Source organism: Acinetobacter lanii (assembly GCF_011578285.1).
GTDB lineage: Bacteria > Pseudomonadota > Gammaproteobacteria > Pseudomonadales > Moraxellaceae > Acinetobacter > Acinetobacter lanii.
This window is the reverse complement of record NZ_CP049916.1, coordinates 2,114,563-2,141,361: the sequence shown is the minus strand read 5'-3', so window position 1 is coordinate 2,141,361 and position 26,799 is coordinate 2,114,563. Positions and strand designations below refer to the sequence as shown.

General features: G+C 39.3%; 21 protein-coding genes. 13 read left to right on the top strand and 8 right to left on the bottom strand.

All coding sequences use genetic code 11. The features are described from left to right. Positions 1-88: 88 nt before the first annotated feature. The 4 genes from G8D99_RS09770 (at position 89) to dusB (ending at position 4,046) form a co-directional block, all read left to right on the top strand. Positions 89-1,438, top strand: a complete 1,350-nt coding sequence (locus tag G8D99_RS09770) for a vWA domain-containing protein (RefSeq protein ID WP_166325127.1) — start codon at positions 89-91, stop codon at positions 1,436-1,438. 9 nt (positions 1,439-1,447) lie between these two features. After that, on the top strand, positions 1,448-2,167 hold the full coding sequence (locus tag G8D99_RS09765; protein WP_166325124.1) for a TIGR00266 family protein: 720 nt from the start codon (positions 1,448-1,450) through the stop codon (positions 2,165-2,167). 10 nt (positions 2,168-2,177) lie between these two features. Continuing rightward, positions 2,178-2,759, top strand: coding sequence for a TerD family protein (locus tag G8D99_RS09760; RefSeq protein WP_166325121.1), 582 nt, complete (start codon positions 2,178-2,180; stop codon positions 2,757-2,759). A gap of 264 nt (positions 2,760-3,023) precedes the next feature. Further along, complete coding sequence (dusB, locus tag G8D99_RS09755) at positions 3,024-4,046, top strand: tRNA dihydrouridine synthase DusB (protein WP_166325118.1); 1,023 nt, start codon at positions 3,024-3,026, stop codon at positions 4,044-4,046. Positions 4,047-4,141: 95 nt separating this feature from the next. Here dusB and G8D99_RS09750 read toward each other — a convergent pair whose 3' ends face one another. After that, positions 4,142-5,188, bottom strand: coding sequence for an NAD(P)H-dependent flavin oxidoreductase (locus G8D99_RS09750; protein WP_166325115.1), 1,047 nt, complete (start codon positions 5,186-5,188; stop codon positions 4,142-4,144). A 269-nt stretch (positions 5,189-5,457) separates the two neighbouring features. Between G8D99_RS09750 and G8D99_RS09745 the strand changes: the two genes are divergently transcribed. The 3 genes from G8D99_RS09745 (at position 5,458) to G8D99_RS09735 (ending at position 9,433) form a co-directional block, all read left to right on the top strand. Next, positions 5,458-6,717 carry a putative DNA modification/repair radical SAM protein gene (locus G8D99_RS09745; protein WP_166325112.1) on the top strand — a complete coding sequence of 420 codons (1,260 nt, stop codon included), beginning with the start codon at positions 5,458-5,460 and terminating at the stop codon, positions 6,715-6,717. Between the two features lie 39 nt (positions 6,718-6,756). Beyond that, complete coding sequence (locus tag G8D99_RS09740) at positions 6,757-7,536, top strand: TIGR03915 family putative DNA repair protein (protein ID WP_166325109.1); 780 nt, start codon at positions 6,757-6,759, stop codon at positions 7,534-7,536. Positions 7,537-8,137: 601 nt separating this feature from the next. Then, complete coding sequence (locus G8D99_RS09735; RefSeq protein ID WP_166325106.1) at positions 8,138-9,433, top strand: dicarboxylate/amino acid:cation symporter; 1,296 nt, start codon at positions 8,138-8,140, stop codon at positions 9,431-9,433. Positions 9,434-9,885: 452 nt separating this feature from the next. On the opposite strand, the gene G8D99_RS09730 is transcribed toward G8D99_RS09735, so the two are convergent. Both G8D99_RS09730 and ahpF read right to left on the bottom strand, forming a co-directional pair. Next, complete coding sequence (locus tag G8D99_RS09730) at positions 9,886-10,230, bottom strand: hypothetical protein (RefSeq protein WP_166325103.1); 345 nt, start codon at positions 10,228-10,230, stop codon at positions 9,886-9,888. A gap of 184 nt (positions 10,231-10,414) precedes the next feature. After that, positions 10,415-11,980 carry an alkyl hydroperoxide reductase subunit F gene (gene ahpF / locus G8D99_RS09725; RefSeq protein WP_166325100.1) on the bottom strand — a complete coding sequence of 522 codons (1,566 nt, stop codon included), beginning with the start codon at positions 11,978-11,980 and terminating at the stop codon, positions 10,415-10,417. Positions 11,981-12,272: 292 nt separating this feature from the next. On the opposite strand from ahpF, the gene G8D99_RS09720 reads away from it, so the two are divergent. Further along, positions 12,273-12,491: a DUF1653 domain-containing protein gene (locus G8D99_RS09720; protein ID WP_166327685.1), complete on the top strand. Its 219-nt coding sequence runs from the start codon at positions 12,273-12,275 to the stop codon at positions 12,489-12,491. 73 nt (positions 12,492-12,564) lie between these two features. Next, positions 12,565-13,155, top strand: coding sequence for an O-methyltransferase (locus tag G8D99_RS09715; protein ID WP_166325097.1), 591 nt, complete (start codon positions 12,565-12,567; stop codon positions 13,153-13,155). 13 nt (positions 13,156-13,168) lie between these two features. On the opposite strand, the gene G8D99_RS09710 is transcribed toward G8D99_RS09715, so the two are convergent. From G8D99_RS09710 to ahpC, 3 genes are all read right to left on the bottom strand, one after another. After that, positions 13,169-14,908 (bottom strand): hypothetical protein, encoded by a 1,740-nt coding sequence (locus G8D99_RS09710; RefSeq protein ID WP_166325094.1) that lies wholly within the window; start codon positions 14,906-14,908, stop codon positions 13,169-13,171. A 135-nt stretch (positions 14,909-15,043) separates the two neighbouring features. After that, on the bottom strand, positions 15,044-15,250 hold the full coding sequence (locus G8D99_RS09705) for a KTSC domain-containing protein (protein WP_166325091.1): 207 nt from the start codon (positions 15,248-15,250) through the stop codon (positions 15,044-15,046). Positions 15,251-15,615: 365 nt separating this feature from the next. Next, on the bottom strand, positions 15,616-16,179 hold the full coding sequence (ahpC, locus tag G8D99_RS09700; RefSeq protein WP_166327683.1) for an alkyl hydroperoxide reductase subunit C: 564 nt from the start codon (positions 16,177-16,179) through the stop codon (positions 15,616-15,618). Between the two features lie 352 nt (positions 16,180-16,531). On the opposite strand from ahpC, the gene hrpA reads away from it, so the two are divergent. From hrpA to G8D99_RS09685, 3 genes are read left to right on the top strand one after another with little or no spacing between them, the layout of a single operon-like run. After that, the gene (gene hrpA, locus G8D99_RS09695; RefSeq protein ID WP_166325088.1) at positions 16,532-20,461 is read left to right on the top strand and encodes an ATP-dependent RNA helicase HrpA; all 3,930 of its coding nucleotides are present in this window, start codon (positions 16,532-16,534) and stop codon (positions 20,459-20,461) included. 45 nt (positions 20,462-20,506) lie between these two features. Next, complete coding sequence (locus G8D99_RS09690; protein WP_166325085.1) at positions 20,507-21,616, top strand: beta-ketoacyl-ACP synthase III; 1,110 nt, start codon at positions 20,507-20,509, stop codon at positions 21,614-21,616. Between the two features lie 51 nt (positions 21,617-21,667). Then, a complete protein-coding gene (locus G8D99_RS09685) occupies positions 21,668-22,444 on the top strand; it encodes a lysophospholipid acyltransferase family protein (protein ID WP_166325082.1) in 777 nt (258 codons plus the stop codon). A 228-nt stretch (positions 22,445-22,672) separates the two neighbouring features. Here the strand turns inward: G8D99_RS09685 and G8D99_RS09680 are convergent, their stop codons facing one another. Further along, complete coding sequence (locus tag G8D99_RS09680) at positions 22,673-23,674, bottom strand: pirin family protein (protein ID WP_166325079.1); 1,002 nt, start codon at positions 23,672-23,674, stop codon at positions 22,673-22,675. A 393-nt stretch (positions 23,675-24,067) separates the two neighbouring features. On the opposite strand from G8D99_RS09680, the gene G8D99_RS09675 reads away from it, so the two are divergent. After that, the gene (locus G8D99_RS09675; protein ID WP_166325076.1) at positions 24,068-24,895 is read left to right on the top strand and encodes an SDR family oxidoreductase; all 828 of its coding nucleotides are present in this window, start codon (positions 24,068-24,070) and stop codon (positions 24,893-24,895) included. Positions 24,896-24,972: 77 nt separating this feature from the next. Here G8D99_RS09675 and G8D99_RS09670 read toward each other — a convergent pair whose 3' ends face one another. After that, positions 24,973-25,785, bottom strand: coding sequence for a M48 family metallopeptidase (locus G8D99_RS09670; protein WP_166325073.1), 813 nt, complete (start codon positions 25,783-25,785; stop codon positions 24,973-24,975). Positions 25,786-26,799: the final 1,014 nt, after the last annotated feature.

The following is a 26,799-nucleotide window of genomic DNA, read 5'->3' as shown; positions in this document are numbered from 1 at the left end:
TTTTTGAAGCATCTCAACTGTTGGATGGTTTAACACAGATATTATAAAAACAAATAAGCGCTGCAAAGCGACTCACTGAGCATAAAAAATGAAACTTGTTTCAGGTCAAAAAATAGTCCTCTCACAATTGATTCAACAGCACACCCAGTTTACGCTTCGGGTGGTGTTTCAAGCACCCTTTGAAGTCGATATTTCGAGTTTTGCCCTCAATGCACAAGGTAAACTTTTTCATGATGATTATATGACGTTTTATAATCAGCCAATTACGCCAAAACAAGAAGTCAAATATACCACACACGACCATCAACACTTATTTGAGTTTGATTTAAAAAATATCAATGTGGACCAAACCCCTCGATTTGTCATTTGTGCGACGGTGGATCATGCGCAATTGGGCATGAAAAATATTCAGCATGCTAAAGTTGAACTGATGAATCAGGAGGGTCAAGAGCTTGCAAGTTATAGCTTAGATGCCAGTCATTTCCAGCATGAAAAAGCAGTGATGCTCACTGAAATTTATTTTAAAAATGAGGCTTGGCGTATTTCTGCCGTCGGTCAAGGCTTTAACGGTGGGTTAAAAGCTTTGGTTAAGCATTTTGGCGGAGAGGTTGCAGAAGATAGCGTTGATTCAACACATTTAACGCAGGAGAATCTTTCTGCTCAGCTACACACTGTTGCTGCTCAACAACAACCGCTTGAAAATCTTGCAACATTAGATCTTAGAAAAAAAATCGTTTTGGACAAAGTTGAAAAAGCAGCGCCACATTTGATTGATCTGACCAAAAAGTCATTGCTGAGCTTAGAAAAAAATAATTTGTTAAATGTCAAAGCACGAGTGGCATTGGTCTTAGATTATTCAGGTTCAATGACATCACAATATAAAAAAGGCGATGTTCAAAAAGTCTTAGACAGAGTTATGCCTTTAGCACTGAATTTCGATGACGATGGATGTTTTGAATGTTGGGCATTTGCTGAAAAAGCCTTACGTTTAAGTGATGTAAAATTAAATAATTTATCCAATTATATTGAGACTGAACAAGGCGGATATAAGAAGTGGAAAGCCGGTGCAGGCTATAATAATGAACCTGCGGTGTTAGAAGCGGTCATCAATTATTTTATCAAACAGCATCCATCCAATTTGCCGGTGTACGTGGTGTTTATCTCGGATGGCGGTGTCTCTGAAGCCCGTAAGATCAAAAAAATAATGCAAGAAGCATCCCTGCAACCAATTTTTTGGCAGTTTGTTGGCATCGGTGGGCGTAATTATGGTGTGCTTGAAAAACTCGATAACATGGAAGGGCGTATCGTTGATAATTGCAACTTTTTTGAAATTGAGCATATCGAAAGTATCTCCGATTCGACCTTATATGACCAATTGTTGCAAGAATTTCCGCAGTGGCTGAACGAAGCTAAAAATAAAAACATATTGAGAGGATAAAGTTTAAGCATGACAGTTTTTACATTGGTAGGAAGTCCCGAACCTTTTTTGCATGTCAGTATGAAACAAGGTGAATCCATCTTCTGTGAATCAGATGCGATGGTGATGATTGAACAAAATCTTGAAGTAAGTGGCAAGTTACGTGGTGGCTTAATTCAATCGTTCATGCGACGCTTCACTTCAGGTGAATCGCTGTTTCAGCAACAAATTAAAGCTGTACGAGGAGATGGCGAATGTTTGTTATCTCCCAATTTAGATGGTGACATGCAAATTTTGGAGGTCGGCACACGTCAATATATTTTATCTGACGGTTCCTTTGTTGCTGCAACGCAAAATACCGCGATCAATGCCAAGATCCAAACCAATATTGGTGGCGCATTGTTTGGTGGGACAGGCGGCTTCGCGGTGATGGAAACCAGTGGTCAAGGTCAAGTGTGTATTTCAGGGAGTGGAACCTTATTGGAACTGGATATTACCCCTGAACAAGGCGAGGTCACCATTGACAATGGTCATGTCGCCGCTTGGGATGCCACACTAAATTATAATATTGGGATGCCTAACTCGGGCGGTGGCATCGTCGGTAATCTTTTCAACAGCTTCACCAGCGGTGAAGGTCTGGTTATCAAATTTCGTGGACAAGGCAAAATCATTGTTTGCTCACGTAATCGAGCCAATTATTTACAATGGCTCGCAAGCGCATTAGGTCGCAATAATTCGAATTCAAACTGAGGAATAAAAAATGGGTATTAGTCTGGTTAAAGGTCAAAAAATTTCATTAGAGAAAGGTGACGGTTCTTCTTTAAGTAAGATTTATTTAGGTGCAGGTTGGGACGTAGCAAAAGGTGGCGGTCTGTTTGGGCGTTTCACGGGAGGTGGTTCGATAGATCTAGATGCTTCAGCCATTCTTTTTGATGAAAATAAAAATGTAGTCGATAACGTTTGGTTTGCACAACTCAAAAGCCGTGATGGCAGTGTTTGGCACTCCGGTGATAATTTAACCGGAGAGGGCGATGGCGATGACGAAAAGATTTATGTGGATCTCACTCGTGTGCCAGATAACGTCAAATCGATCGTATTTACCATCAGTAGTTTCCGTGGGCAAACCTTTGCTAAAGTCGAAAATGCATTCTGTCGATTGGTTGATGACCAATCCAATACTGAAATTGCTCAATATAATTTGACTGCTAAAGGTGACTTTACTGCGTTGATTATTGCTAAGGTTTATCGACACAATGGTGCTTGGAAAATGTCAGCACTGGGTGAAACCTGTCATGGTAAAACCATAAAGGATATTATTCCTTCAGTTTTGCCTGTGCTTTAATATGGTGATATCTAAGGTTAAATTTGATCATTGAACACATAATGACGTGTGTCAATCAGTTCGATGTCCGATATCAATTCTAAGCTAGTGCTATATGCACTGGCTTTTTTTATGCCACACTGAACTAAAAAATTGAAAGTTCGTTTAAAAACGTAGAATTGGTTAAGCATTATAAATTTTCAGATTCTTAGATTCTTAAATAAATTTGTGAGCCAATTTGGCGGATGCAGTATACTATGTTGGTCGTAAATTGTATGAATATATATGTATATTGGTCCGTATCAACTGTCAAATAATTTAATCGTGGCACCGATGGCGGGCGTCACAGATCGTCCATTTCGAACCTTGTGTAAGTACTTTGGTGCAGGGCATGCGGTGAGTGAAATGATGACCTCGGATCAAACCTTACGCATGAGCAAAAAAAGTTTGTATCGGGCAAATTTTGATGGTGAATTGGCGCCTATTTCAGCGCAAATTGCCGGTTCTGAGCCTGAGGAATTGGCCAAAGCTGCGCAATATCAGGTGTCCAACGGTGCGCAAATTGTTGACATCAATATGGGCTGCCCAGCGAAAAAAGTATGCAGTAAGCTCGCTGGCTCTGCTTTACTCAAAGATGAAGATTTGGTTGCTCGAATTTTAGATGCGGTGGTTGCCGCCGTTGATGTCCCGGTGACTTTAAAAACGCGTTTGGGTTATTTAAACGGTCATGAAAATATTATGCGCGTGGCAAAACGTGCCGAAGAAGCCGGCATTGCAGCTTTAGCATTGCATGGTCGCACGCGTGAAGACATGTATTTAAATACCGCACGTTATAGCTTAATTAAAGACGTGAAATCGATGCTGCATATTCCCGTCATTGCCAATGGTGATATTGATAGTCCCGAAAAAGCCAAATATGTCCTCGACTATACCGGTGCAGACGGCATTATGATTGGTCGTGCAGCGCAAGGACGTCCTTGGATTTTTCGTGAGATTGACCATTATTTAAAAACAGGCACACATTTGGCAGCACCTTCTATTTTGGAAGTGAAAGAGGTGCTGTTGGGGCATTTGTCTGAACTGTATGAATTCTATGGCGAATATTCAGGTTGTCGCATTGCACGTAAACACATTGCTTGGTACACCAAAGGGTTACGTTCAAGCAATGAATTCCGCCAGCATATGTATAAAGTTGAAAGTACAGTTGAACAAGCCAAAGTGGTAGAAGATTATTTTGATCTGTTGCTGGATCAAGGCTTAATTATGAGTGATGTACAGACCGAAGCTTTCAGTTTATTGGAAGTGTGACCAACTCGCCTAAGTAGCATATGTCTATCCATGCATCCTAAAATAAAAAAAGCGCTCTTGTGAATGAGCGCTTTTTTTATGAATGGCAAAACAATTTAATCGTACTGACCCATTTCCACGACCAATTGTTCCATCAAATTTTCTGCATCAAGCTGACGAATTTGAGTCACATTGGAACCCGCCCAAAATGCACCAAAACTTTGATTTTCTTGTTTAGTTGCCGCTGCATGCAATTGTTTACCCAAGTCATAGGCATACGGGTAGGGCGCAACGGCTGTACGTGTCGGTAGATCAATTTCCATCGCCCAAGCATTGACAATGCCGCGAGCCGGACGTCCTGAAATACTGGAAGTCACTTGAGTAATGGGTTTGCTGAATAAAGCATCACGATAAGCTGAATTGGCACTTGAACTTGGGCATTGCACAAATGCGGTGCCGAGCTGTACTGCTTGAGCGCCATGATTAATCAGGTATTGTGCTTGGAAGCCATTCATAATACCGCCTGCTGCAACCACAGGGAGTTGAATGTGAGCAGTGAATAACTTGACTAAATCGGATGTTTTAATCCCAGCATCAAAATTTTCATTAAAAATTCCGCGATGTCCACCCGCTTCAATCCCTTGCGCAATGACAATATCAATACCTGCAGCTTCGATAGCTTTGGCTTCAGCTAAGTTGGTCGCAGAGACCATGGTGATTATACCAGCCTCTTTCAACGCTTGAATTTGATGTGGATGTGGAATACCAAAATGAAAACTTACGGCTTTAGGTTTGGTTTCGAGTACTAAATTCAGCAGGTCATCATTGTCCATAAAGCTTGGATAAATACAATCGAGATCTTGCGGTGGGGTTGCACCTAATTTTTCAAATTGAGGTTTTAAATATTCAATCCAGTTTTGATTAGCGGTGGTACTAGAGGAAACCGATTGATGACAGAAGAAGTTCACCTGAAAAGGCTGTGTAGTGAGTTGTTGTGTCTCCAAAATTTGCTTTCGAGCAGCATCAACTGAAGCTGCCCCTAAACCGAGAGAGCCTAGACCACCTGCATTGGACACTTCAGCAGCCAATTGCGGTGTGGACACACCTGCCATGGGTGCAACAAAAATGGGGTATTTGATGTCAAGTAATTCCAAAATAGACATATCTAAGCTCCTTGATTTGTTTCAATGTGCCTAAGCCCTCAGGACTAAGCAACTTATACTCAATATTTATTTGAAAAATGCCAAGACTAAAGGCGTAGATGTTTTTGAAATCAGTGTTTGAAATCGGTGCTTAAAAATCAATGTTCTGAAATCGTTGCGTTGATGATAAAAAAAGCGCGTCATCTCATGTCGCTTAAAAGATGACTGTCCACCGCTATAAAATCATCAAATTTATAATGTAAGGTCACTAAGTTTAAGAAGTCACTTACATGTCAGATCGTATCCGTGAAAAGCTACAGATTTTAGCTGATGCTGCCAAGTATGATGTCTCGTGTTCTTCGAGTGGCAGCAATCGTAAAAATAAAGATAAGGGCTTGGGTAATACTGGGGCAGGGATTTGTCATAGTTATACCGAAGATGGTCGCTGCGTTTCGCTGCTTAAAATTCTATTTTCCAATGTTTGTATCTTTGATTGTTCTTACTGTGTGTCACGCCGTTCCAACGATGTCAAACGCGCAGCTTTTACCGTACAAGAGGTGGTCGATCTGACCATTAATTTCTATCGTCGAAATTATATTGAAGGACTATTTTTAAGTTCAGGGATTTTTAAATCCGCAGATTACACCATGGAACGTATGCTGCAAGTGGTGAAAAAACTACGCCTAGAAGAAAACTTTAACGGCTATATCCATTTAAAAACCATTCCGGGTGCATCCCAAGAAATTATTCATGAAGCAGGACTTTATGTCGACCGGATGAGCATTAATTTAGAAATGCCAACCGAAGACGGCTTGAAGAAATTTGCACCTGAAAAATCACACGGAGAAGTTCAAAAAGATTTAGGGATTGTTCGAGATCGTTTGATTGAACTCAAAGATGAACGCAAACTGATTAAAACCGTGCCTAAATTCGTGCCTGCCGGACAAACCACGCAAATGGTGGTGGGTGCACATCAAGAAACTGATAAAGATGTGATTTTGATGGCAGATCGTCATTACAAAGAATTCAAACTGAAACGGGTCTACTATTCAGGTTATATTCCAATTAATGACGAAGAAAAGGCATTACCTGCGGTCGGTTCTGCGCCGCCATTACTGCGTGAAAATCGCTTATATCAATCCGATTGGTTGATGCGCTTTTATGGTTTTGATGCCAATGAAATTGTAGATGACAGTCATCCCAATTTAGATCTCGATGTTGATCCGAAGCTGGGTTGGGCACTGCGTCATCCTGAGCAATTTCCGGTCGATATTAACAAAGCTGAATATCGCATGATTTTACGTGTGCCCGGCATTGGGGTGCGCTCAGCCAAAAAAATTGTCCATGCGCGTCGTTTTGGACGGATTCATATCGATCAATTGAAACGTATGGGCGTGGCGTATAATCGTGCACAACATTTTATTCGTTGCGCAGACACACCGCAGTTTGTGAAAGATCAATTACCGAGCCAAATTCGTACCCAGATTTTACAAAGCGGTCACTCTAAATATAGTCAACAATTATCACCACAGTTGGGCTTTGGTTTCTAGCCAGTCATCTATAAATTGAATTGTAACTAGGGCATTTAAATGGCAAATTACGTCTTTGATGGCACCATGACCGGATTACTGTGCTGCGTATTTCGGGCATTTCAATTTAAAGAATTTGATGTGCAAGTCATGACCCAAGATTGCATGCAAACCGGCTTGTTTGACGAAATGATCCAAGTTGAATCTAATGAAGATCAAGCACAGCGCGTTTGGCAGGGGCTTAAACAAAAAGTTTCTGCCAATGGTATTCGTAACTTCTATTACACCTTTTTATCTGAGCAAATTGTTGCGTTTCAGCACCTGTTCAATTTCAGTGTCTATGCCTTTCAGTCGCAACGTCCGATTGATCGGGACTATGGTCATGTGGATGTACTGGGACTTTCACAGTGGTCAAAGCAAGTGGGGCGTGAAAAACATCGCATGGAAGCGTTTGTGCGCTTTAAAAAGTGTCAGGACGGTCTATTTTTAAGTCTAGTGCGTCCCGATTTTAATGTACTGCCTCTGATTGAGCGGCATTTTAAAAGTCGGTACCAAGATCAAAAATGGTTAATCTACGATGAAAAACGTCACTATGGAATTTATTACGATTTAGATCAGGTGCATCAAGTGCACATGAATGCACTCGAGATTGACCAGACCATTCAAAGCGGTTTTAGTCAAAGTTTTAGCGTGGAATTGGATGATGAAGAAGTCTTGTATGATCAACTGTGGAAAGACTATTTTAATAGCGTCAATATCAAAGCCCGTAAAAATGCCAAACTGCATATTCAATATGTGCCTAAGCGTTATTGGCGCTATATGAATGAAAAGATCATTTGATGGATTTCAATATAAAGCTGAAAGAATCCAAATATTGTCTAGGGGAAATCAAAAAAGCGCTCATTAAGCTAATGATCCAAGCATGATCTAAACTATATCTGAATTTATTGTGAGCGGATTGTGCTGCTTTTTTGCCTTTAAAATGCCATATTTATATCAATTTAATGTGAATTGATATACTTTAAGATTTAAGTTTTTTCAATATTTTAATCGTTTTTTTATCTTAATTTTTTACTAAAATAAACAAGCATGTAGCGATTGGATCTTAAATATTTAAATCATTCATACCAATCCCTCATATTTGTTTAATTTATATTAAAAACAAATATTTATTTAGCCTATAACGCGATTTTCTTCATAATTATCAAAATTGAGTTCGCATCAATTTTCGCTGAGTATTTGATCATACTTTAACATCAAAAATTAGTTTTTTATTCGTATTAGACCCATGAACGATATGAATCTGAATCTTCAGAGAATCCGCGTATTTAAAAGCATTCAGCAAATCGACTATAATTCGTATATTGATCATTTTTTTAATTGATGTTGATATCAAATAATTCAATGATTGTTTCTCTCTTCCAATCTAATAGGGTCTTCTATGGATATTCATGTTGATGAGCAATCTCAACCCCCCAAGAAGCAAAAATTCTACCAAGTTCTATATTTTCAAGTTATTGTCGCAATCATAGCAGGGATGTTACTTGGGCATTTTATGCCGGAGCTCGGTACGAGCCTTAAGCCTTTGGGCGATGCTTTTATTAAAATTGTAAAAATGATCATTTCGCCGGTGATTTTCCTGACGGTTGTTACCGGTATTTCGGGTATGACCAATATGGGGTCGGTCGGGCGTGTAACGGGTAAAGCGATGCTTTATTTCATTACCTTCTCTACGCTGGCACTTATTGTGGGAATGGTCGTTGCCAACTTTATACAGCCAGGTAAAGGGTTGAATATTGACCCTGCGACGTTGGAAGCGGATAAAGTTGCAACCTATGTCGAAAAAGCGCATGACGCGTCGATTATCGACTTCTTTATGAATATCATACCAAACACTTTAGTCAGTCCATTGGTCGGCAATGACATTCTACAAGTATTGTTTGTGGCGGTATTGTTTGGTTTGGCACTTGCTAAAGTCGGTGAAAAAGCCAAACCTGTAACAGATTTTTTAAATCATTTAACGGCGCCAGTATTTACTCTTGTAGGTATGCTGATGAAACTTGCGCCGATTGGTGCATTTGGCGCAATGGCATTTACCATTGGGGCCTATGGCATCGAGAGTGTAGGTAACTTGGTTAAGTTAATCCTATGCTTCTACATTACTTCACTACTTTTCATTTTAATCATTTTAGGTGCAGTGGCACGTTACAATGGCTTCTCAATTCTGGCGCTCATTCGTTATATTAAAGATGAATTGTGGTTAGTCTTAGGGACCAGTTCATCTGAAGCAGCATTGCCATCTCTGATGAATAAAATGGAAAAAGCCGGCTGTGAAAAGTCGGTGGTGGGTCTGGTGATTCCAACGGGTTATTCGTTTAACTTAGATGGGACTAATATTTATATGACCATGGCGGCATTATTCATCGCGCAAGCGTGTAATATTGAATTGACGTTGACCCAACAAATCACATTATTACTGGTTGCCATGGTCAGTTCTAAAGGTGCTGCTGGTGTCACCGGTGCTGGATTTATTACCTTGGCTGCAACATTGTCAGTTGTTCCGGGTCTTCCTGTTGCGGGTATGGCATTGATTCTCGGTATTGACCGTTTCATGTCTGAATGTCGTGCCTTGACCAACTTGGTCGGTAATGCCTGTGCAACGATTGTTGTTGCGAAATGGGACAAAGCGCTGGATAAAGAACAATTAGATGCAACGCTAAACAATCCGACAAAATAAAAATGAATTTTTTTAAGAAGCCCTTGAGAGGGCTTTTTTTAGGTCTTGATGTTTATTATTGGAATATCATTCTGAATCAATGGAGATTGAGTAACAGTCCAATTTGAAAGCTATAAAGCATCAACAGCACTATAGTGATTCTGCAACAATCCCGCAAAATTGAAGTCCCTGCAACACAGCTAGATCATCTGCCAAGCGTGGTTAATGACATTGTTGGTAAGGCACTTAATTCGTCATGATCCAAGTATGGAATTGATGATAGCAATCAGTCCATCGTTTGCCTAAAATTCAAATCCATAGCCAATCAATAACGAATCATATTTTTAGACCAGGTGAATACACGATTGTTATAGAGATCCAGTTTATTCAAGACAAAAGCTTTACTTATCAAATCCCAAAGCATTAAAAAAAGCCCCGAGTTAGGGGCTTTCTTAAAACATCTACTTTTAAACTTATTGCTGCGCTTTTTCTTTTACGTTGGCAGCACCATGCTCAACTGCTTCAGCAGCATTAGCAGTTGCATTTTTAGTTGCATCGACTGTTGCATCAGCAGCATTGGCTGTTGCAGCCGCAGCGTTATCAGCCGCATTTGCAGTAGCATCTGCTGCATTGTCTACAGCAGTTGCCGTGTTGGCAGCGGCATTATTTGTTGCATCTTTGATATCTTCACCAGCTTGGTTTGCTGCATTTTCAAGATGTTCGCCCGTTGTCGCACCTGTTTCAGGATTTTCTTTTTTCTGACAACCAACCATTGCTACTGTCGCAGCAAGACCTAAAGCAAGAAGGATTTTATTCATTTGTTATACCTTTATTGACCTATTATTTTTTGATCCAAGGGTCTGGATGACCCTAATATATACAAATAAGGGCTGAGTAATTATTAAAAATTGTAAAGATTTTATTGGCTTAAAAAATAAAAGCCTACATCATCACATGGACAATGTAGGCGATTTTGATTGCATTAAAATTTATAAATGCAACTTATTGACCTGAACGAATGATGTAATCAAAGGCTGATAGTGATGCTTTTGCGCCTTCACCAGTGGCAATGATGATTTGTTTGTACGGTACTGTAGTACAGTCACCGGCAGCAAATACACCTTTGACATTGGTTTCGTTACGTTCGTTAATCACAATCTCACCACGGTTTGACAGTTCAACTGGTGAGTCTTTTAAGAAGTCCGTGTTCGGCAATAAACCAATTTGTACGAAGATCCCTGCAAGCTCAACAGTGTGTTCAACATCAGTCGCACGGTCTTTGTATTTAAGTGCAGTCACTTGTGAACCATCACCCACCACTTCAGTCGACAAGGCATTCATGATCACCGTGGTGTTTGGTAAGCTGTTGAGTTTGTCTTGAAGCACTTGGTCAGCACGGAGTTTGGTATCGAACTCAACTAAGGTTACATGCTCAACAATACCTGCAAGGTCAATCGCTGCTTCTACACCTGAGTTACCGCCACCAATCACTGCAACACGTTTACCTTTGAACAGTGGACCATCACAGTGTGGGCAGTATGCAACACCGCGAGTTTTGTATTCTTTCTCACCTGGTACATTCATTTCTCTCCAACGTGCGCCTGTAGACAGGATCACGGTTTTCGATTCAAGTTTTGCACCGTTTTCTAACGTTACTTCAACCAAACCATTTGTAGTTTGATCCGCACCTTTGATGCTCGATACTTTTTGCAGATTCATGATGTCGACACCATACTCACGGACATGGGCTTCCATTTCTGCTGCAAACTTAGGACCTTGCGTTTTTTGGATCGAGGTATAGTTTTCGATATCCATGGTATCCATCACCTGACCACCAAAGCGTTCAGCCACGATACCCGTTTTAATGCCTTTACGAGCAGCATAGATCGCAGAGGTATTCCCCGCAGGACCACCACCAATCACAAGCACATCAAAGGCTTCTTTGGCATTGAGTTTTTCAGCGTCTTTCGCAGCAGAGCCTATATCCAATTTGGCAATGATTTCTTCCAATGTCATACGACCTTGACCGATGTGTTCACCGTTTTGGAACAACATTGGAACAGCCATGATTTTACGTTCTTCAACTTCGTCTTGGAAGAATGCGCCATCAATCATGGTTGCTGTTGTGCCTGGGTTATAAATTGCGATCAAGTTTAAGGCTTGAACCACGTCAGGGCAGTTATGGCAGCTAAGTGATACGAATACATCAAAGTCAGATGTTAAGTTTAAGCCTTTGATTTGCGCTAAAACTTCATCAGAGACTTTAGGTGCATAACCCGAAACTTGTAGCAATGCCAAGATCAATGAAGTGAACTCATGCCCCATTGGTAAACCGGCAAAGTTTACACGGGGTTGATCACCGACTTTTGCAATCCCAAAGCTTGGTGCACGTTTATTTGAACCGTCGAAGCGAGCAGTCACTTGTGGAGATAATGCTGCCACTTCAGTCACTAATTCTTTAATTTTGTCTGATTTATCAGAACCATTTAAAGTTGCCACGATTTCAATCGGGCTTTCTAAACGTTCAAGAAGTGTTTTTAATTGCGCTGAAGTATTTTGATCTAACATTGCTAACGTCTCCAAAGGAGTTAATATTTATTTGATAAGTGCACTATAAGCCCACTTATTAAATCGAGGAAACAGGTTGTTTATATTTAATTAATCGGTTTTTTGAATTGCATGAGGTATGACTCAAGGTATTCAAGTCATTGAATAAGTCGGAAATCCAATGAAAGTTGGCTTGAGGGAGTTATGCGAATTTTAAAGCGATTGATGGTGAGATGGTGACTGGATTGAGGGCTAAAATAATAAATCACAGAATGTTATAATCAGCGATTCTCATCGATTGATCGTAAAAGGTATCGGGTTGAAAAAAGGTATTTATAAGCATTACAAAGGTCAACTTTACCAAGTCTTTAGCGTTGCAACGCACAGTGAAACTGAAGAAAAATTAGTGGTGTATCAATGTTTATATGGAGACTACTCGACTTGGGTTCGACCACTGAGCATGTTTAAAGAAACTGTTCACATTGAGGGTAAAGATCTGCCACGTTTTGAATTGATCCAAGAAACTTTTTAAGGATTTAACCTGAAACATTTGAGCTTTAAGATTGAGAATTATATAACATTAAAAATAAGATGAATCAGGACGAATGCGCATGGATGCAATGCAACTCAAACGCTTAGAACAGCTTTACCAAGATTTTGTAGCGCACGATGCTGAACAACATGATCGTATTGCGCGTTATCGCAATATTGAACCAGAATCAGCACAATATTTATCGATGCTGGTGTCCATACAGCAATCAAAGACTATTTTGGAGATTGGCACTTCAACAGGCTATTCAACACTTTGGTTAGCAGATGCTGTGCAAAAAACGCAAGGGCATTTAACCACTTTAGAAATAGATGCTGTGCGTTCACAGCAGGCACAGCAATACATAGAAGAATTTGGTTTGAGTGAATCTGTGGATTTTTGGGTAGGGGATGCAAAAGCCTTTTTAGTATCGAATCATGAGCAATATGATTTAATTTTGTTGGATGCTGAGCGCGATGCATATGTGGAATATTGGGTATATTTACAAAATATGCTTGCAACAGATCATGGTGTTTTAGTGGTGGATAATGTTATTTCGCATGCGCATGAAGTAGAAAAGTTTATGGCTAAAGTTAAAAATGATCACCGATTTACATCAATGATCATTCCATTGGGGGCAGGATTATTGCTCATAAAGCGGATTTAATTTAATTGGAAAATTAAGCAGCATCAGCCCATTTCTGATTCATTTTACTCAGGTCGAATTCAAGCGTGTTATAAATCTCTTGAATATTGAATAAGTTACGATCCTCAGGAAGTTGAACAAGGACTGGAAGCCTGCGAACCCAGTTTTTCCCCGATGTAAAGGCGTAGTGACGTTCCATATCATTAATTGAGATCAAGGATTCAAACTCAAGATATACGGTATCTGTTGGATATTTCTTCGGTATACGCACGATTTCGAAATAGGTGTGTTCTCTATGTTCATAAATTTCTCGGCGTATAGCTTCGATTTTGTCATTTTGCTTTTCGTGTTTTTTAAAGAATTTAGAGAGAAAAGAGTTCTCCTTTTCTTTTAAATTTTTTTGTGCATCTTTGAGTTCTACACGTAGGGCACGCATCTTATCAAGAGAATCTTTGGCCAAATTTCTTAAAATATTGATGGGTTCAGAAAGTTTAGTTAAGTTGCTTTGATAATCCTCATTTGACTGCATAACAAAAATATCACTTTTGCGTTTTTCAATTAAGGTTAAATACGCAATCAGTCGTGCAGCAAATAAATTGGCATAGTTATCAAACATCATCGCTGGTTGTTGCTGGAAGTCTTTATAGTAGCTATTGATATCTCCCATAATTTGACGCAAGCTCACGTAAAGAAAATCATGTTCTTCTTGGCTCGTAACTAGATTGCGTAAAGCATACTCTAATGGCTCAAAAATTCTAAGACTGAGCTGCTGTTCAAAGTCCCATAAGCGTTGCTGCGTTATTTTATCTGTTGCAAAACCTGAAGAATCTAAAGGTTTAAACAGTAATGGAAGTAAAATATTGGAATTGGCTACTTCGAATGAATCAACCAGATCTGTAATTACAGTGCTGAGTTGTTTTTCAATGGTGACGATCCGACTCACTTGCCATTTGAAACTTTCTTCAAATTCCGGATTGCCCAATTCTTTAATCGGCATAATGGCTGCATTAAGATAAACATTGTCTGAAAAAGTGACTTTTTCTTCATTCAGGAATCGTCGAATCGAAAATGGGTTGATGTCATGGTTTCGACTCGGTGCTATTGCATAAACAAACATTGATGTTTGCACAATTTCCAGTTGACGAATACGTTGTTCGTTTTTTAGAAATTGATTGATGACGCGTTCCGGTCGATCACTGAGTTGTCTTGGGCGTAATGTTTTAAACCAAAAACTCAACAATTGATGCTTTAAAAAAACCTCTAAAATAAAACATTTCACACTTTGCGGAGATAAATTTCGTGAGTTTTCAGGAATTTCTAAAACTCTTTTATTTTTAATAATATTTGCTGCTTCGTAAATAAATTCAATACGAATTTGTTGTTTCGTTCGTTGTAAATCAATATTTTCTTCTACGTCAATATTGTCAATTTGTTTTAAGATGCTTTCTAAATAATCTGCAATTTCTGTGGTTTTTACATACTGATTGAGTTGGTCTAATGAAATCATGATTTTTTGAATTAATGTTTTCATACCAGCATGATTGGTGTTGTTCTTTAAACTATCTAAACTAGTGGTATGTTTAAAACTAAAGGTATTCGTTTCAGGATTCCAAGCAATCTGCTTATTTCTTAATATTTGTTTATCAATATTGTCTTTTTCTTCGTCATTTAAGTTGGAAAAAATTTCGCCTAAATTTTCTTCCCATTTATAGTCTAAGCGTGGATCTACTTGCGTAATCAATAGCCTTAAATTATATGGAATGTAGTTTTGCATTGTAACCCTATGTAAATATATGTTTATTTTTATTGTAGTTTATAATTTTTTATTGAACTAATCTACAGAATAATCATATCTTTAAATGTGTTTAACATTAAAAAGAAGGCATAAATGTCTTATGCCTTCTAAAATTTAAGAAATGGTTATACGAGTGAAGTGTAGGTCATACTCCAAATATTTTTGAACAAATTTAGTTTTATCACTACAACGTAATAAGTTGTCATAAATAAAATTGGGAACAGGGTGATACAGTTCACCTGAACCATTGTTATAAAAAATTTTTAAATATCGCGAAAGTGAATCGTATTTCCAAGAAGTCACGGCAAGCGATGTAACCATATTGCACCTCCTCATTATTTTTATAGGTAATCTAAGCAGAAGGGTATACTGCTCCTTTCAAGTTATGACATAAGTAAATTGCGATGTATAGCAATATTGTTAACTTTAAAGCATAAAAAATGACATACTTATCAATTAAATGAGCTGCATTGGTATCGCTAATATGGAGTATTTTTTTGATATTTTTGAAATAAATATTCTGTCACATAATTTGATATCTAGTTAGATCATCCATTGAATTTAAGTTTTGTAATGGCGATTCAAGCTAAAAATCATATGCAAATAATGATTCAGACAGATTAAAAGCCATAAAAAAAACCACGCCAGAAGCGTGGTTTTTTTGAATCAGTTCAATCTAAAACGAATTAGATTTTACCAACTAGGTCGATTGAAGGCGCTAAAGTAGCATCGCCTTCTTTCCATTTAGCTGGGCAAACTTCACCTGGGTGAGCGTGCACGTATTGAGCTGCTTTAACTTTACGAAGAAGTTCTTGAGCATCACGACCAACGCCACCAGCGTTGATTTCAACGATTTGGATTTTACCTTCTGGATCGATCACGAAAGTACCACGGTCAGCAAGGCCATCAGCTTCGATTAATACGTCGAAGTTTTTAGCAAGTGTCCAGTTCGCATCACCCACCATTACGTATTGGATTTTTTTGATTTCTTCAGAAGAATCGTGCCAAGCTTTATGCGTGAAATGAGTGTCAGTAGACACTGAGTAGATTTCAACGCCTAATTTTTTGAATTCTTCGTAGTTGTCAGCAAGGTCACCTAATTCAGTTGGGCAAACGAAAGTGAAGTCAGCTGGGTAGAAGAATACTACTGACCATTTACCTTTAAGATCAGCTTCGCTTACTTCGATGAATTGACCATTTTGGAATGCAGTTGCTTTGAATGGTTTAACTTCAGTATTAATTAAGCTCATCATTGTCTCCATGATTGAGGTTTGTATTTAATGTCGAATAGAATATCGAAACTTATGTTATTGCTGAAACAGTATTTTTGCATAACTGAAATCGGAAAAACCGAATTAAACAGGATTCAGACTTCCATTTCAATTAGAGAAAGTATAGAGCCAATTCAACACAAAAATATGTTGTTTAAATGACAAAACCATCTTTATACCAATCGTGCTTAAACATGGTGTCTATGCAACTGAATTTCAAGAGCTAAATTGAAAATAAACCTGAAAATTATAAAAACGGCAGTTCTTTCACTGAATGTCATTACAGCGTAAAATAACCGATTGTCGTTTGTGAAATTAGGGTGTTTTTTCTGTGCAGAGTCATTTAAATGTAGATCAACTCGTTATGGCGCGTGACCGTCATCGTTTAAATCGACTGCAAAAAGGCAAAGACGCCAATCCTGAGCAATATCAAGCATTGTTTGAAAAATCCAATGCGATGGTGCGTAAGCGACTCAGTCATGTTCCGACTATCAAACTCAATCAGGATTTGCCTGTCACTCAATATGCGTCAAAATTGGTTGAAGCCATTCAACAGCACCAAGTGATTATTGTTGCAGGGGAAACAGGCTCAGGTAAAACCACACAATTACCCCAAATTGCCATGATGGCAGGACGGGGTTTAACGGGGCTGATTGGTCATACTCAACCTCGACGTTTAGCCGCACGTACGGTTTCGCAGCGTATTGCTGAAGAAGTTGGACAAAAGCTCGGTGAAGCGATCAGTTATAAAGTCCGTTTTAATGAGCAAGGCTCTCAAGATTCGATTGTTCGTTTAATGACGGATGGTATTTTGTTGGCTGAATTGGCCAATGATAAATTCTTGACCAAATATGACACGATTATTATCGATGAAGCGCATGAACGATCGCTGAATATCGATTTTATTATGGGTTATTTAAAACAACTCTTACATAAACGTCGTGATCTTAAAGTCATCATTACTTCTGCAACTTTAGATGTAAATCGTTTTAGTGGATATTTCTTTAATGCCCCAATTTTTGAAGTCGAAGGGCGGAGCTTTCCTGTCGAAACACGTTATCGCCCAATTTCTGAAATGTCAGTCGGGGGCAGTGATGATGATGAATTTGATGATTTTGAAGAAAACTTACCGCGTGCTGTAGTATCAGCGGTTGAAGAATGTTTCCAAGATGCGCAAGAAAAAGGGCATCCTGAACATGCGGATATTCTGATTTTTGCCAGCACAGAACAAGAAATTCGCGAGCTGCAAGAAACTTTACAAAAGCATGGACCACGACATACCGAGATTTTACCTTTGTATGCACGTCTTGCGATCGGGGAACAGCAAAGAATCTTTAATCCAGGCGGTAGCGGTCGTCGCATTATTATTGCCACTAACGTCGCTGAAACCGCACTGACTGTACCCAATATTCGTTATGTGATTGACAGTGGTTTTGCCCGTATTTCGCGTTATAACTATCGTTCACGGGTTCAGCGTTTACCGATTGAAGCGATTTCTCAAGCGGCAGCCAACCAACGTAAAGGACGTTGTGGTCGTATTGCACCGGGTGTGTGTATTCGTCTCTATTCTGAAGATGATTTTCTTGGCCGTCCTGAATTTACTGAACCTGAAATTAAGCGAACAAATTTGGCATCGGTGATTTTACAGATGCAGAGCCTCGGTTTAGGTTCACTGGAAGAGTTTGATTTTATTGAGCCACCAGATCATCGTTTAGTGAATGATGGACGTAAGTTACTCATTGAATTGGGGGCGATGTCGGAGAAAAAAGCGCCTTCTGCACAAGAGGTTGCTGAATCTAAAACCGTTCAGTCTCAGCAATTAAAAGAACAAAAATCGGTACCACGTGATCAACTGACCAAGATTGGTCAACAAATGGCGAAAATGCCGATTGATCCGCGTCTTGCCCGTATGATCATTGGGGGAGCACATTTTGGTGTGCTGAATGAAGTATTGATTATTGTGGCTGCACTCGCAGTACAAGATCCGCGTGAACGTCCTGCTGAAAAGCAAATGCAAGCAGATCAAAAGCATGCGCTGTTTAAAGAAGCGGATTCAGATTTCTTGTTCTATACCAAGTTATGGGAAACCTTGGTGGCAAACCGTGATATGAGTGAGAATAAGCGTCGTACCTTTGCACGCAATCATTTCTTGAGTTGGTTACGCTTACGCGAGTGGAAAAAAACGCATGAGCAATTGGTGGATTTGGCTAAAGGCTTAAAACTCTCTTTTAATGAAAAGAAAGCCAGCTATGAGAATTTGCATCGTGCTTTGCTGACAGGATTATTATCGTTCATTGCTAATAAGACTGATGAACGCAATGTCTTTATGGCTGTGCGTCAGCAGAAAGCCCGTGTTTTCCCTGCATCGACCTTACATAAAACCAATACGCCTTGGGTGATGGCGTTTGAGATGGTGGAAACCTCTCAAGTTTATTTAAGATGTTTGGCTAAAATTGAGCCTGAATGGATTTTATTGGCTGCAGGCGATCTGCTGAAGCACCATTACTTCGAACCGCATTGGTCGAAGAAAGCCGGGATTGTCAATGCTTATGATCAGATTTCCTTGTTTGGTCTGATTATTGAGCCGAAACGTCTAACCAATTATGAAAAAGTGGATCAGCCTGCGGCGCATGAAATTTTCTTACGTGATGCCCTGACCACGGGCAATTTAGGCATTCAACCGCCATTTTTAAAGCATAACTTATTGAAACTCGAAGAGGTAGAACGGGTCGAGGACAAGTTACGTCGTCGTGATTTGGTGGTCGATGAAGAAACCATTTACCAATTCTATGCATCCAAAGTTCCTCTGGAGGTCGCAAGTCGTCGTAGTTTTGAAGATTGGCGTGCCACGGTTGAGCCAAGTCAGCCGCGATATTTATATATTGAGGAAGAGTCGCTGTGGATGGATGACCGTCCAACCACGCAACAATTTCCAGATTATTTAAGAAATGGTGAATTGCGTTTGGCGGCAAGCTATCGTTTTGATCCAAGTCATGACGAAGATGGCGCAACGGTTAAAATTCCTATCCAAGCCTTAGCGCAAGTCGATGAGAATCTGTGGTCATGGGGTATACCGGGGTGGCGTCAAGATTTAATCGAAGCTTTACTGAAAGCCTTACCCAAAGACAAACGTCGTAATCTCGTGCCAATTCCGGATACTGCGAAAAAGCTGATGAAATCAATCGATGCGGTGCATCTACAACAGCATATTTTTAGCTATTTGGGCTTCCAGTTACGGGGTGAGCAAATCACCGAAAAAGATTTTTCATTTGAGCGAATTGAAGAATATTTATTGCCCTTGATTAAGGTGATGGATGAAAAAGGTCGTGTGATTGAGAAAGGACGTGATCTAGCAGAATTAAAAGCCCGTTGTCGTACGGAAACACACAGCCCAGTGAAACAGCTCAAAGGCGAGTTTAAAAGTTTCCCTGAACGTTTTGTGTTTGAAGCATCGCAAAAAGTGACAGGTGTAGTGGTGAAGCAATACCAAGCACTGGTACCGACAAAATCTTTTGAACAACTTGATGCCAAAGATGAATCTGGCATTGTGATTCAAACTTTTAATGATCAAGCGGAGGCGATTCGTCAGCATCGTAATGGTGTGATTCGCCTGATTCATATGCAATTGGGCGATTTGATTCGTCAATTGAAAAAGCAAATTTCAAAACCGTTGGCTCTGGCATTTTCACCATTGGGCGATAAAGCCAAGCTTGAGCAAATGCTAATTTATGCGACTTTACAAATGGCGATTCAAGATTTGCCGATCAATGAAGTGGAATATCAGGCTTTACTAAACAAAGTAAAACAAGAGTTTTTAAGTCATGGTCAAATGGTGTTAAAAACTATGACCGAGATTTTTGTGCAATGGCAGGAAATACGTCAGAAATTGTTGATGGTCAATCAGAATATCTTTGCCAAAAATATCGATGATATTGAAGATCAACTGGATCTGATGAATTTAGCTGATTTTGTTTATAGTCAAACGCCTGATGTTTGGCAGGAATATCCGCGCTTCTTAAAAGCCTTGATTATGCGTTTAGATCGCTTACCGAATAACTTAACCCGTGATGATGCAGCGATTGCTCAGGTCGATCCGTGGATGGACAAGTTGTTTAAATACAAAAATGATCCACGTTTGAAAGAGTTATATTTCATGGTGGAAGAATTGAGAATTTCATTATTCTCTCAGCCGATGAAAACCAAGATGCCAATATCGCCAACACGATTACAAAAAGTATGGGATCGTCTCGGAATCAGTTAATATAGAGCAAGTTTAAGTTTTTCATTTTTTGAAAAGGAGTTTTACATGGGCATCCGCATTACGGGTACAGGCTTGTTTCATCCTGAAGAAGTCATTACCAATGAAGAATTGGTTGGCGCTTTAAATGCTTATGTGGAACAGTACAACCAAGACAATGCTGAGAAAATCGCAGCAGGAGAGTTGGAAGCTCGTCGTGGTTCAAGTGCAGAATTTATTGAAAAAGCATCTGGCGTCAAAGCACGTTATGTGGTTGAGAAGTCAGGTATTTTAGATCCAAACCGGTTACGTCCTTTGATTCGTGAGCGTTCAATCGATGAAATTTCATTGCAAGCAGAATGGGGTGTAACCGCTGCTAAACAAGCGATGGAAAATGCAGGCGTGACTGCTGAAGATATTGATGTGGTGATTTTGTCTTGCTCTAATTTGCAACGTGCGTATCCAGCAGTCGCGATTGAAATCCAAACTGCTTTAGGTATCCAAGGTTATGCTTATGATATGAACGTCGCATGTTCAGCAGCAACGTTTGGCTTAAAGCAAGCTTACGATGCGATTAAAGCAGGTGCACGCCGTGTGTTATTGGTGAATGTGGAAATCACTTCTGCACATACCGATTTCCGTTCACGTGACTGTCACTTCATCTTTGGTGATGTCGCAACAGCAACCATTATTGAAGAAACCGAAACCAAAACGGGCTTTGAAATCTTAGATTTCAGTTTGTTCACCCAGTTTTCAAACAATATCCGTAATAATTTTGGTTTCTTGAACCCGAGTGAAACCACCAATGCTGATGATAAACGCTTCCGTCAAGATGGACGTAAAGTGTTTAAAGAAGTTTGTCCTTTGGTGGCAAAAATGATTACCAAACAATTGGCTAAAAATGAAATTGCACCCGAAAACGTAAAACGTTTTTGGTTACATCAAGCTAACGCAAGCATGAACGAATTGATTCTAAAATTGGTGGTGGGCAAAGAACATGCTCAACCCGATTTGGTTCCAATTATTCTAGATGAATTTGCCAATACCTCATCTGCAGGTGTAATTATTGCGTTACACCGTACTGCAAATCAGGTGGACAATGGAGAATACGGCGTACTTTGCTCATTTGGTGCAGGTTACTCTGTAGGTTCGATCCTTGTTCAAAAGCATGTTGCTTAAGGTATAAAATACAACAGGCAAAATTCATCTGGCTCAACTGATGAGTAAAGTATGAAAAATAAAGCGTTGCATATACAGCATAATTCGAAAATTATTCGTTTGGGCAGTATGTTGCAACGCTTTTATTTTAAGCCGCGTTTTTTGGGCAGTGAGCATCTTAACTCGGATAAACCAGCAATGTATGTCGGCAATCACACCATTTATGGCGTGTTTGATTCGCCTGTATTGATTGATTATCTGTATACCGAGCACAAGATTGCCTTGGTTAGTCTAGCTGATCATATGCATTTTCAAGTGCCGGGATGGCGAGGTTTGGTTGAGCGTATGGGCGGAATTGAAGCCTATAAGGAATCGGCACGTGAAGCGATGCGTCAGGGCTACTCTGTGTTGGTTTTTCCGGGCGGCGGGCGTGAAGTGTCTAAGCGAAAGGGTGAGGCTTATCAGCTGATTTGGAAAGAGCGCTACGGCTTTATTAAATTGGCGCAAGAGTTTGGTTATGAGATCGCACCTTTTGTCGCATTGGGAGGTGATGATATTTTTGATTTGGCTTTTGATGCTAATCAGTTGCTCGAAAATAAATGGTTTCAGAAAATTCTGAGTGTGCCGAAAATTGATCAACTACTGCGTCATGGTGAAGCCATTCCCTCAGTGCCTAAAAACATCATTCCCAAACGTATTCCATTTTATTTTAAATTTTTGCCACGTTTAAATGTTGATCAGCTGAATTCAGAACAAGAGATCAAAGCATTTCGAGATCAGTTACAGAGCTTACTTTATGCTGAGATTGATCAGTTAAAACTGCATCGTGAAAGAGAAAAACTAAAATAGCTGAAAAAATCCGCAATGCTTACTCAACGCTCATATAATTGAACATAATCGATACAAACAGTTATATTTTGTAATATAACCAATGAAAATTAATTATGTTTTGGACTTCTTATTTCGAAAAAATAAGGTATATTAATTTTAAATCGAATTCGTTTACTAAGCCCAAAGAACATACTCCTCCTTGGGCTTTTTTTTGTCTGTTGTTTTTAGCTTGGCTAAAACCCTGCTTTACATCCGTTCAGGATATTCCACGTCAACGCCTTTTTGATAACTGGCAAAGCGCTCTTGTTCGCGAGGGAACACCGGAGCAGGCGTTGGCCACGGCCAAGGTCCAAAATGGGTTTGACGATAGCGTGCAAATGCTACGTTCAGTTCTTCCGTTGAGTTCAATACAAAAGGTCCACGCATCGCAACAGGGGCACCAATCGGTTCACCTTCAAGCCACATAATACTGGCAACTTGATCTGAATTTTTCAGATGAATCTCTGTATCAGGCTTAAGCTCGACCAAATGCTTGAATGGAATTTCCTGACCATCTATATAGAGCAATGGGCCATTATAAAAATAGGCAAAGCGTGTGGATGTTGCAGTCGTTGCAGGAATAGTCAGTTCAGCATGCGGTTCAAGTCGAATCATGTAAATATTGACACGATTTTCCTTGGCTGCAGCCCAAGAATGGGGGGGACGTGATAGAGCATCAGTATTTAAAAAAGAGCCTGAAACCACACGTATATCTGCTTGATGACCATTGGAATCGGTTTGAAGTACATGCGGAATCTGTTCCCGCCACATCATTTTATAATCTGCATCTTGCTTTTTTTCTTCAGGGGATGAATTAAACCAAATTTGAAAAAGCTCAAATGGATTTTCTTTGTCTTGATGAACCAAAGGAAACATCTCACAGTGTTCAACGCCATTGCCGGTACTGAGCCATTGCACATCACCTTGAGCATAACGCCCGCTATTGCCCAATGAGTCAAAGTGATCGACAAAGCCACTTTCGACTAAGGTGATGGTCTCAAAGCCGGTATGTGGATGTTCAGGGAAGCCGGGAACGACATCGCCATAATACATTTGGTACGGCTTCTCAGGCGTAGAGGGAACTGTTGGACCTAATTGTGTATTGCCTGCTGGAAAGTGGTCGATATGATGCGCGGTAAATAAAAAAGGATCTTTTAAGTCGAGTCGAAATTCGATGGGTTGAATTGTGTAAATACTGGAATTGGACATATTGTCTCCTGAGCGTGTTACATCGTTAAGGCGGTGGGTGGGTTATGGCATTTGCCCACATTGCGAGACGATGTAATGGCTAAAAATTAGAATTTGTTATGTATAAATTGAAGCATATTTTTTAAGCTATGATCAGGCTTGAATATAGAATTGTCTGTTGCATAAAGTTTATCGAGAAAATTGGCATAAAATGCAAATGCAACAGCAATAATAAAATGAATAAATAATCATCAGTTATGTGAAATTAAGCTGTGACTAGCAAAGTCTGTGATGAAATGAAATAGCAGAATATCTGCTTAGACGACTTCTAGGTTCAAAGACTTTTTGCGCATTGCTGATTTAATTTTGTACAGTGAAATGATCCATCCATGCATAAATAAAACCGAGGGAACTATGTCGCTAAAAGGAAAAACCATATTTATTACGGGTGCAAGTCGAGGGATTGGTCGTGAAATTGCTTTAAGAGCTGCACAAGATGGTGCCAATATTGTGATTGCAGCGAAAACGACTACAGCACATCCTAAATTGGGTGGAACGATTCACTCTGTTGCCAAAGAAATCGAAGAGGCGGGTGGTCAAGCATTACCGATTCAATTGGATGTTCGAGACCAAGATGCAGTCGCTGCTGCGATGAAGCAAGCGGCTGAGCATTTTGGCGGGATTGATATACTCATTAACAACGCCGGTGCGATTAATTTAAATGGTGTGGAGGCTTTAGATCCGAACCGTTTCGACTTGATGTATCAAGTCAATACTCGAGCAGTGATGGTGTGTAGTCAAGCAGCCTTACCTTACTTAAAACAAAGCACTAATCCGCACATTATCAGTCTTTCCCCGCCACTGAATATGAAAGAAACATGGTTTGGGGTACATGCGCCGTATACCATCACCAAATATGGAATGAGTATGCTCACCATCGGCATGAATAAAGAATTTGAAAAATATGGCATCAGCGTCAATGCTTTGTGGCCTCGAACCATTATTGCCACTGCTGCCATTGAGTTCTCGTTAGGTGGACGTGAATTATTTACCCGAGCGCGAACACCAGCGATTATGGCAGATGCAGCTTATGCGATTATGAATAGCCAAGGTCGTTCATTGACTGGACGTTTATTGATTGATGAAGAAATTTTACGCGAACAAGGTGTGACTGATTTTGAGCAGTATCGGGTGGAAGCATCGGATGAAGAATTGATGGTCGATTTATTTGTTGATGCTTAATGGATGATTAAGCATTTAAAACAAAAGCCCAATCATTAGATTGGGCTTTTTATCTTCTAAAGCTTTAACTTATGAACTTAGTTTTGTGCTGAGAAAGATGGATTGGTTTTTTGTGTGGTGATTGCCAAAATGTGATCGCTTAGCATTTGTTTGCGCTCAGCATTTTGTGGGTGACTCGATAGAAGTGTCGGGTATTTCGGATCTAATTTTTTAGATTTTAAATTCGCTTCGAATTTTTCCCAAAATGAAAGTGCTGCCGAAGGTTCAAAGCCTGCACCTAACATTAAATCTAGACCGATGAGGTCCGCTTCTTCCTCAAGGTGGCGGCTATGTGGCATATAAACGCCATAGTTTCCACTGACACCACCAGCGACACCCAATGCAGTACCTGCGCCCATGGTTGCACCCATGAGTGCCAAATTGGTGGTGGCATAAATAGAGGCCTTTTCACGGCTATGGTTACGAATGATATGCGCCATTTCATGAGAAATTAAGGTCGCCAATTCGTCATCTGTTAAGTCTTCAAACATATATACCGCAGTGTTGACCACAATTTGACCGCTTGGAAATGAGTGTGCATTCGGTTTGCTACTCAAATTGGCATTGATTTTCCATTTGATTGGTTTTTTCTTGTCTGCTGTATATTCATTCGCCACTGGAATAAGGCGCGCCATAATTTTGTCTAAGCGTTCATCTAAAATATAAACCGATTTGCTTTTGGCTTTTTGTTCGAATTTTTTATAGTTACGATCAGCCATTTTATTCCAAGCAGATTCTGGAATAACCATAAGCTGTTTACGATCTGCTCCAGTTCCCATCGAGGTTGTACTAACACATCCAGTTAATGCAACTGCGATAGAAGTGAATACACCAAGCGCTAGAGATTTCATAAAACATACCTATTTGAGATAACTTGAATCAGATTACTTTTATGAATGCCGATGTTTTTAATCGGCGAAATAAACAGTAATTTAACTTGTATGTTTATTGTCCAATGTTTATTAAATTTAAACAAACATTATTTTAATTATTTTTTTGAGCTGTATTAACTTTTGATTGTTATAGTGTGATTTTAATCACTAAAATTAAAAATATTTATAAAGTATAAGCTCTAAAAAATGATATTAATGATTGATCTATTTAATTTATTAAAACATATTTTATTTATATTTAATAATATAAAGTATTGAAACATAAAAATAATTTTATTTTTTTTGGTTTGATTTTGATATTTTGAGACCTCTATCACGTTCAGGATTTTAACTTTTGCTAATAATATTTAAAATATATCATTTTATATGTTTTTATTATGAGTTGATTTTAATTTTGGTTTTGTGCATCAACTATTGTTAAGTTTAAATAATTAATAATTCGTATTATTGTTATTCACCTATAATATTTAGGTGATAATGTGTGATGGTTTTCTCTATTTTATTTTTAAATGTGATCAGTGGTTATAATCAGTTTTTGTATTGATCAGATAAATTAAAAGCATTTTGGTTGAAATATACTGAATACTGTATTGGATCTCTTGCAAAAGTTGAAAAATGTTCAAAATTGAAGAATAAAATGAAAATTGAAAGGTTCCTTTTAACTTTGCGAGAAGGTCGGCATCAGGAAAATTTTCATATAAATCCTCTCCCTAACCCTCTCCTTTAAAAGGAGAGGGAACTTCCATTATGAATTAAATCTTGGTTAAAATTTGATTTATGCAAGAAGGCTATTGAATATGCATAATTCGATAGGGAGATGCCGCAGATTTGAAAGTATTTTTTTGATGCGTAATCGACTTAAAAAAGCACTCAATGACCCTGCCTAAAATGGATTAAGAGACATGGCTGAATGAGTGCCGAATGAGTGTATGATGAGGGTATTTAAAGGAGTGCTGAATAAGAAATACTTGA

Bases quoted from the DNA above. Each gene is read 5' to 3' on its own strand.
- G8D99_RS09710 (WP_166325094.1), bottom strand. From the start codon at position 14,908: ATGCAAAACTACATTCCATATAATTTAAGGCTATTGATTACGCAAGTA.
- G8D99_RS09750 (WP_166325115.1), bottom strand. From the start codon at position 5,188: ATGTCTATTTTGGAATTACTTGACATCAAATACCCCATTTTTGTTGCA.
- G8D99_RS09735 (WP_166325106.1), top strand. From the start codon at position 8,138: ATGGATATTCATGTTGATGAGCAATCTCAACCCCCCAAGAAGCAAAAA.
- G8D99_RS09670 (WP_166325073.1), bottom strand. From the start codon at position 25,785: ATGAAATCTCTAGCGCTTGGTGTATTCACTTCTATCGCAGTTGCATTA.
- dusB (WP_166325118.1), top strand. From the start codon at position 3,024: ATGTATATTGGTCCGTATCAACTGTCAAATAATTTAATCGTGGCACCG.
- G8D99_RS09705 (WP_166325091.1), bottom strand. From the start codon at position 15,250: ATGGTTACATCGCTTGCCGTGACTTCTTGGAAATACGATTCACTTTCG.
- G8D99_RS09770 (WP_166325127.1), top strand. From the start codon at position 89: ATGAAACTTGTTTCAGGTCAAAAAATAGTCCTCTCACAATTGATTCAA.
- G8D99_RS09740 (WP_166325109.1), top strand. From the start codon at position 6,757: ATGGCAAATTACGTCTTTGATGGCACCATGACCGGATTACTGTGCTGC.
- G8D99_RS09680 (WP_166325079.1), bottom strand. From the start codon at position 23,674: ATGTCCAATTCCAGTATTTACACAATTCAACCCATCGAATTTCGACTC.
- G8D99_RS09685 (WP_166325082.1), top strand. From the start codon at position 21,668: ATGAAAAATAAAGCGTTGCATATACAGCATAATTCGAAAATTATTCGT.
- G8D99_RS09745 (WP_166325112.1), top strand. From the start codon at position 5,458: ATGTCAGATCGTATCCGTGAAAAGCTACAGATTTTAGCTGATGCTGCC.
- G8D99_RS09715 (WP_166325097.1), top strand. From the start codon at position 12,565: ATGCGCATGGATGCAATGCAACTCAAACGCTTAGAACAGCTTTACCAA.
- G8D99_RS09760 (WP_166325121.1), top strand. From the start codon at position 2,178: ATGGGTATTAGTCTGGTTAAAGGTCAAAAAATTTCATTAGAGAAAGGT.
- G8D99_RS09675 (WP_166325076.1), top strand. From the start codon at position 24,068: ATGTCGCTAAAAGGAAAAACCATATTTATTACGGGTGCAAGTCGAGGG.
- G8D99_RS09730 (WP_166325103.1), bottom strand. From the start codon at position 10,230: ATGAATAAAATCCTTCTTGCTTTAGGTCTTGCTGCGACAGTAGCAATG.
- G8D99_RS09765 (WP_166325124.1), top strand. From the start codon at position 1,448: ATGACAGTTTTTACATTGGTAGGAAGTCCCGAACCTTTTTTGCATGTC.
- ahpC (WP_166327683.1), bottom strand. From the start codon at position 16,179: ATGAGCTTAATTAATACTGAAGTTAAACCATTCAAAGCAACTGCATTC.
- G8D99_RS09690 (WP_166325085.1), top strand. From the start codon at position 20,507: ATGGGCATCCGCATTACGGGTACAGGCTTGTTTCATCCTGAAGAAGTC.
- ahpF (WP_166325100.1), bottom strand. From the start codon at position 11,980: ATGTTAGATCAAAATACTTCAGCGCAATTAAAAACACTTCTTGAACGT.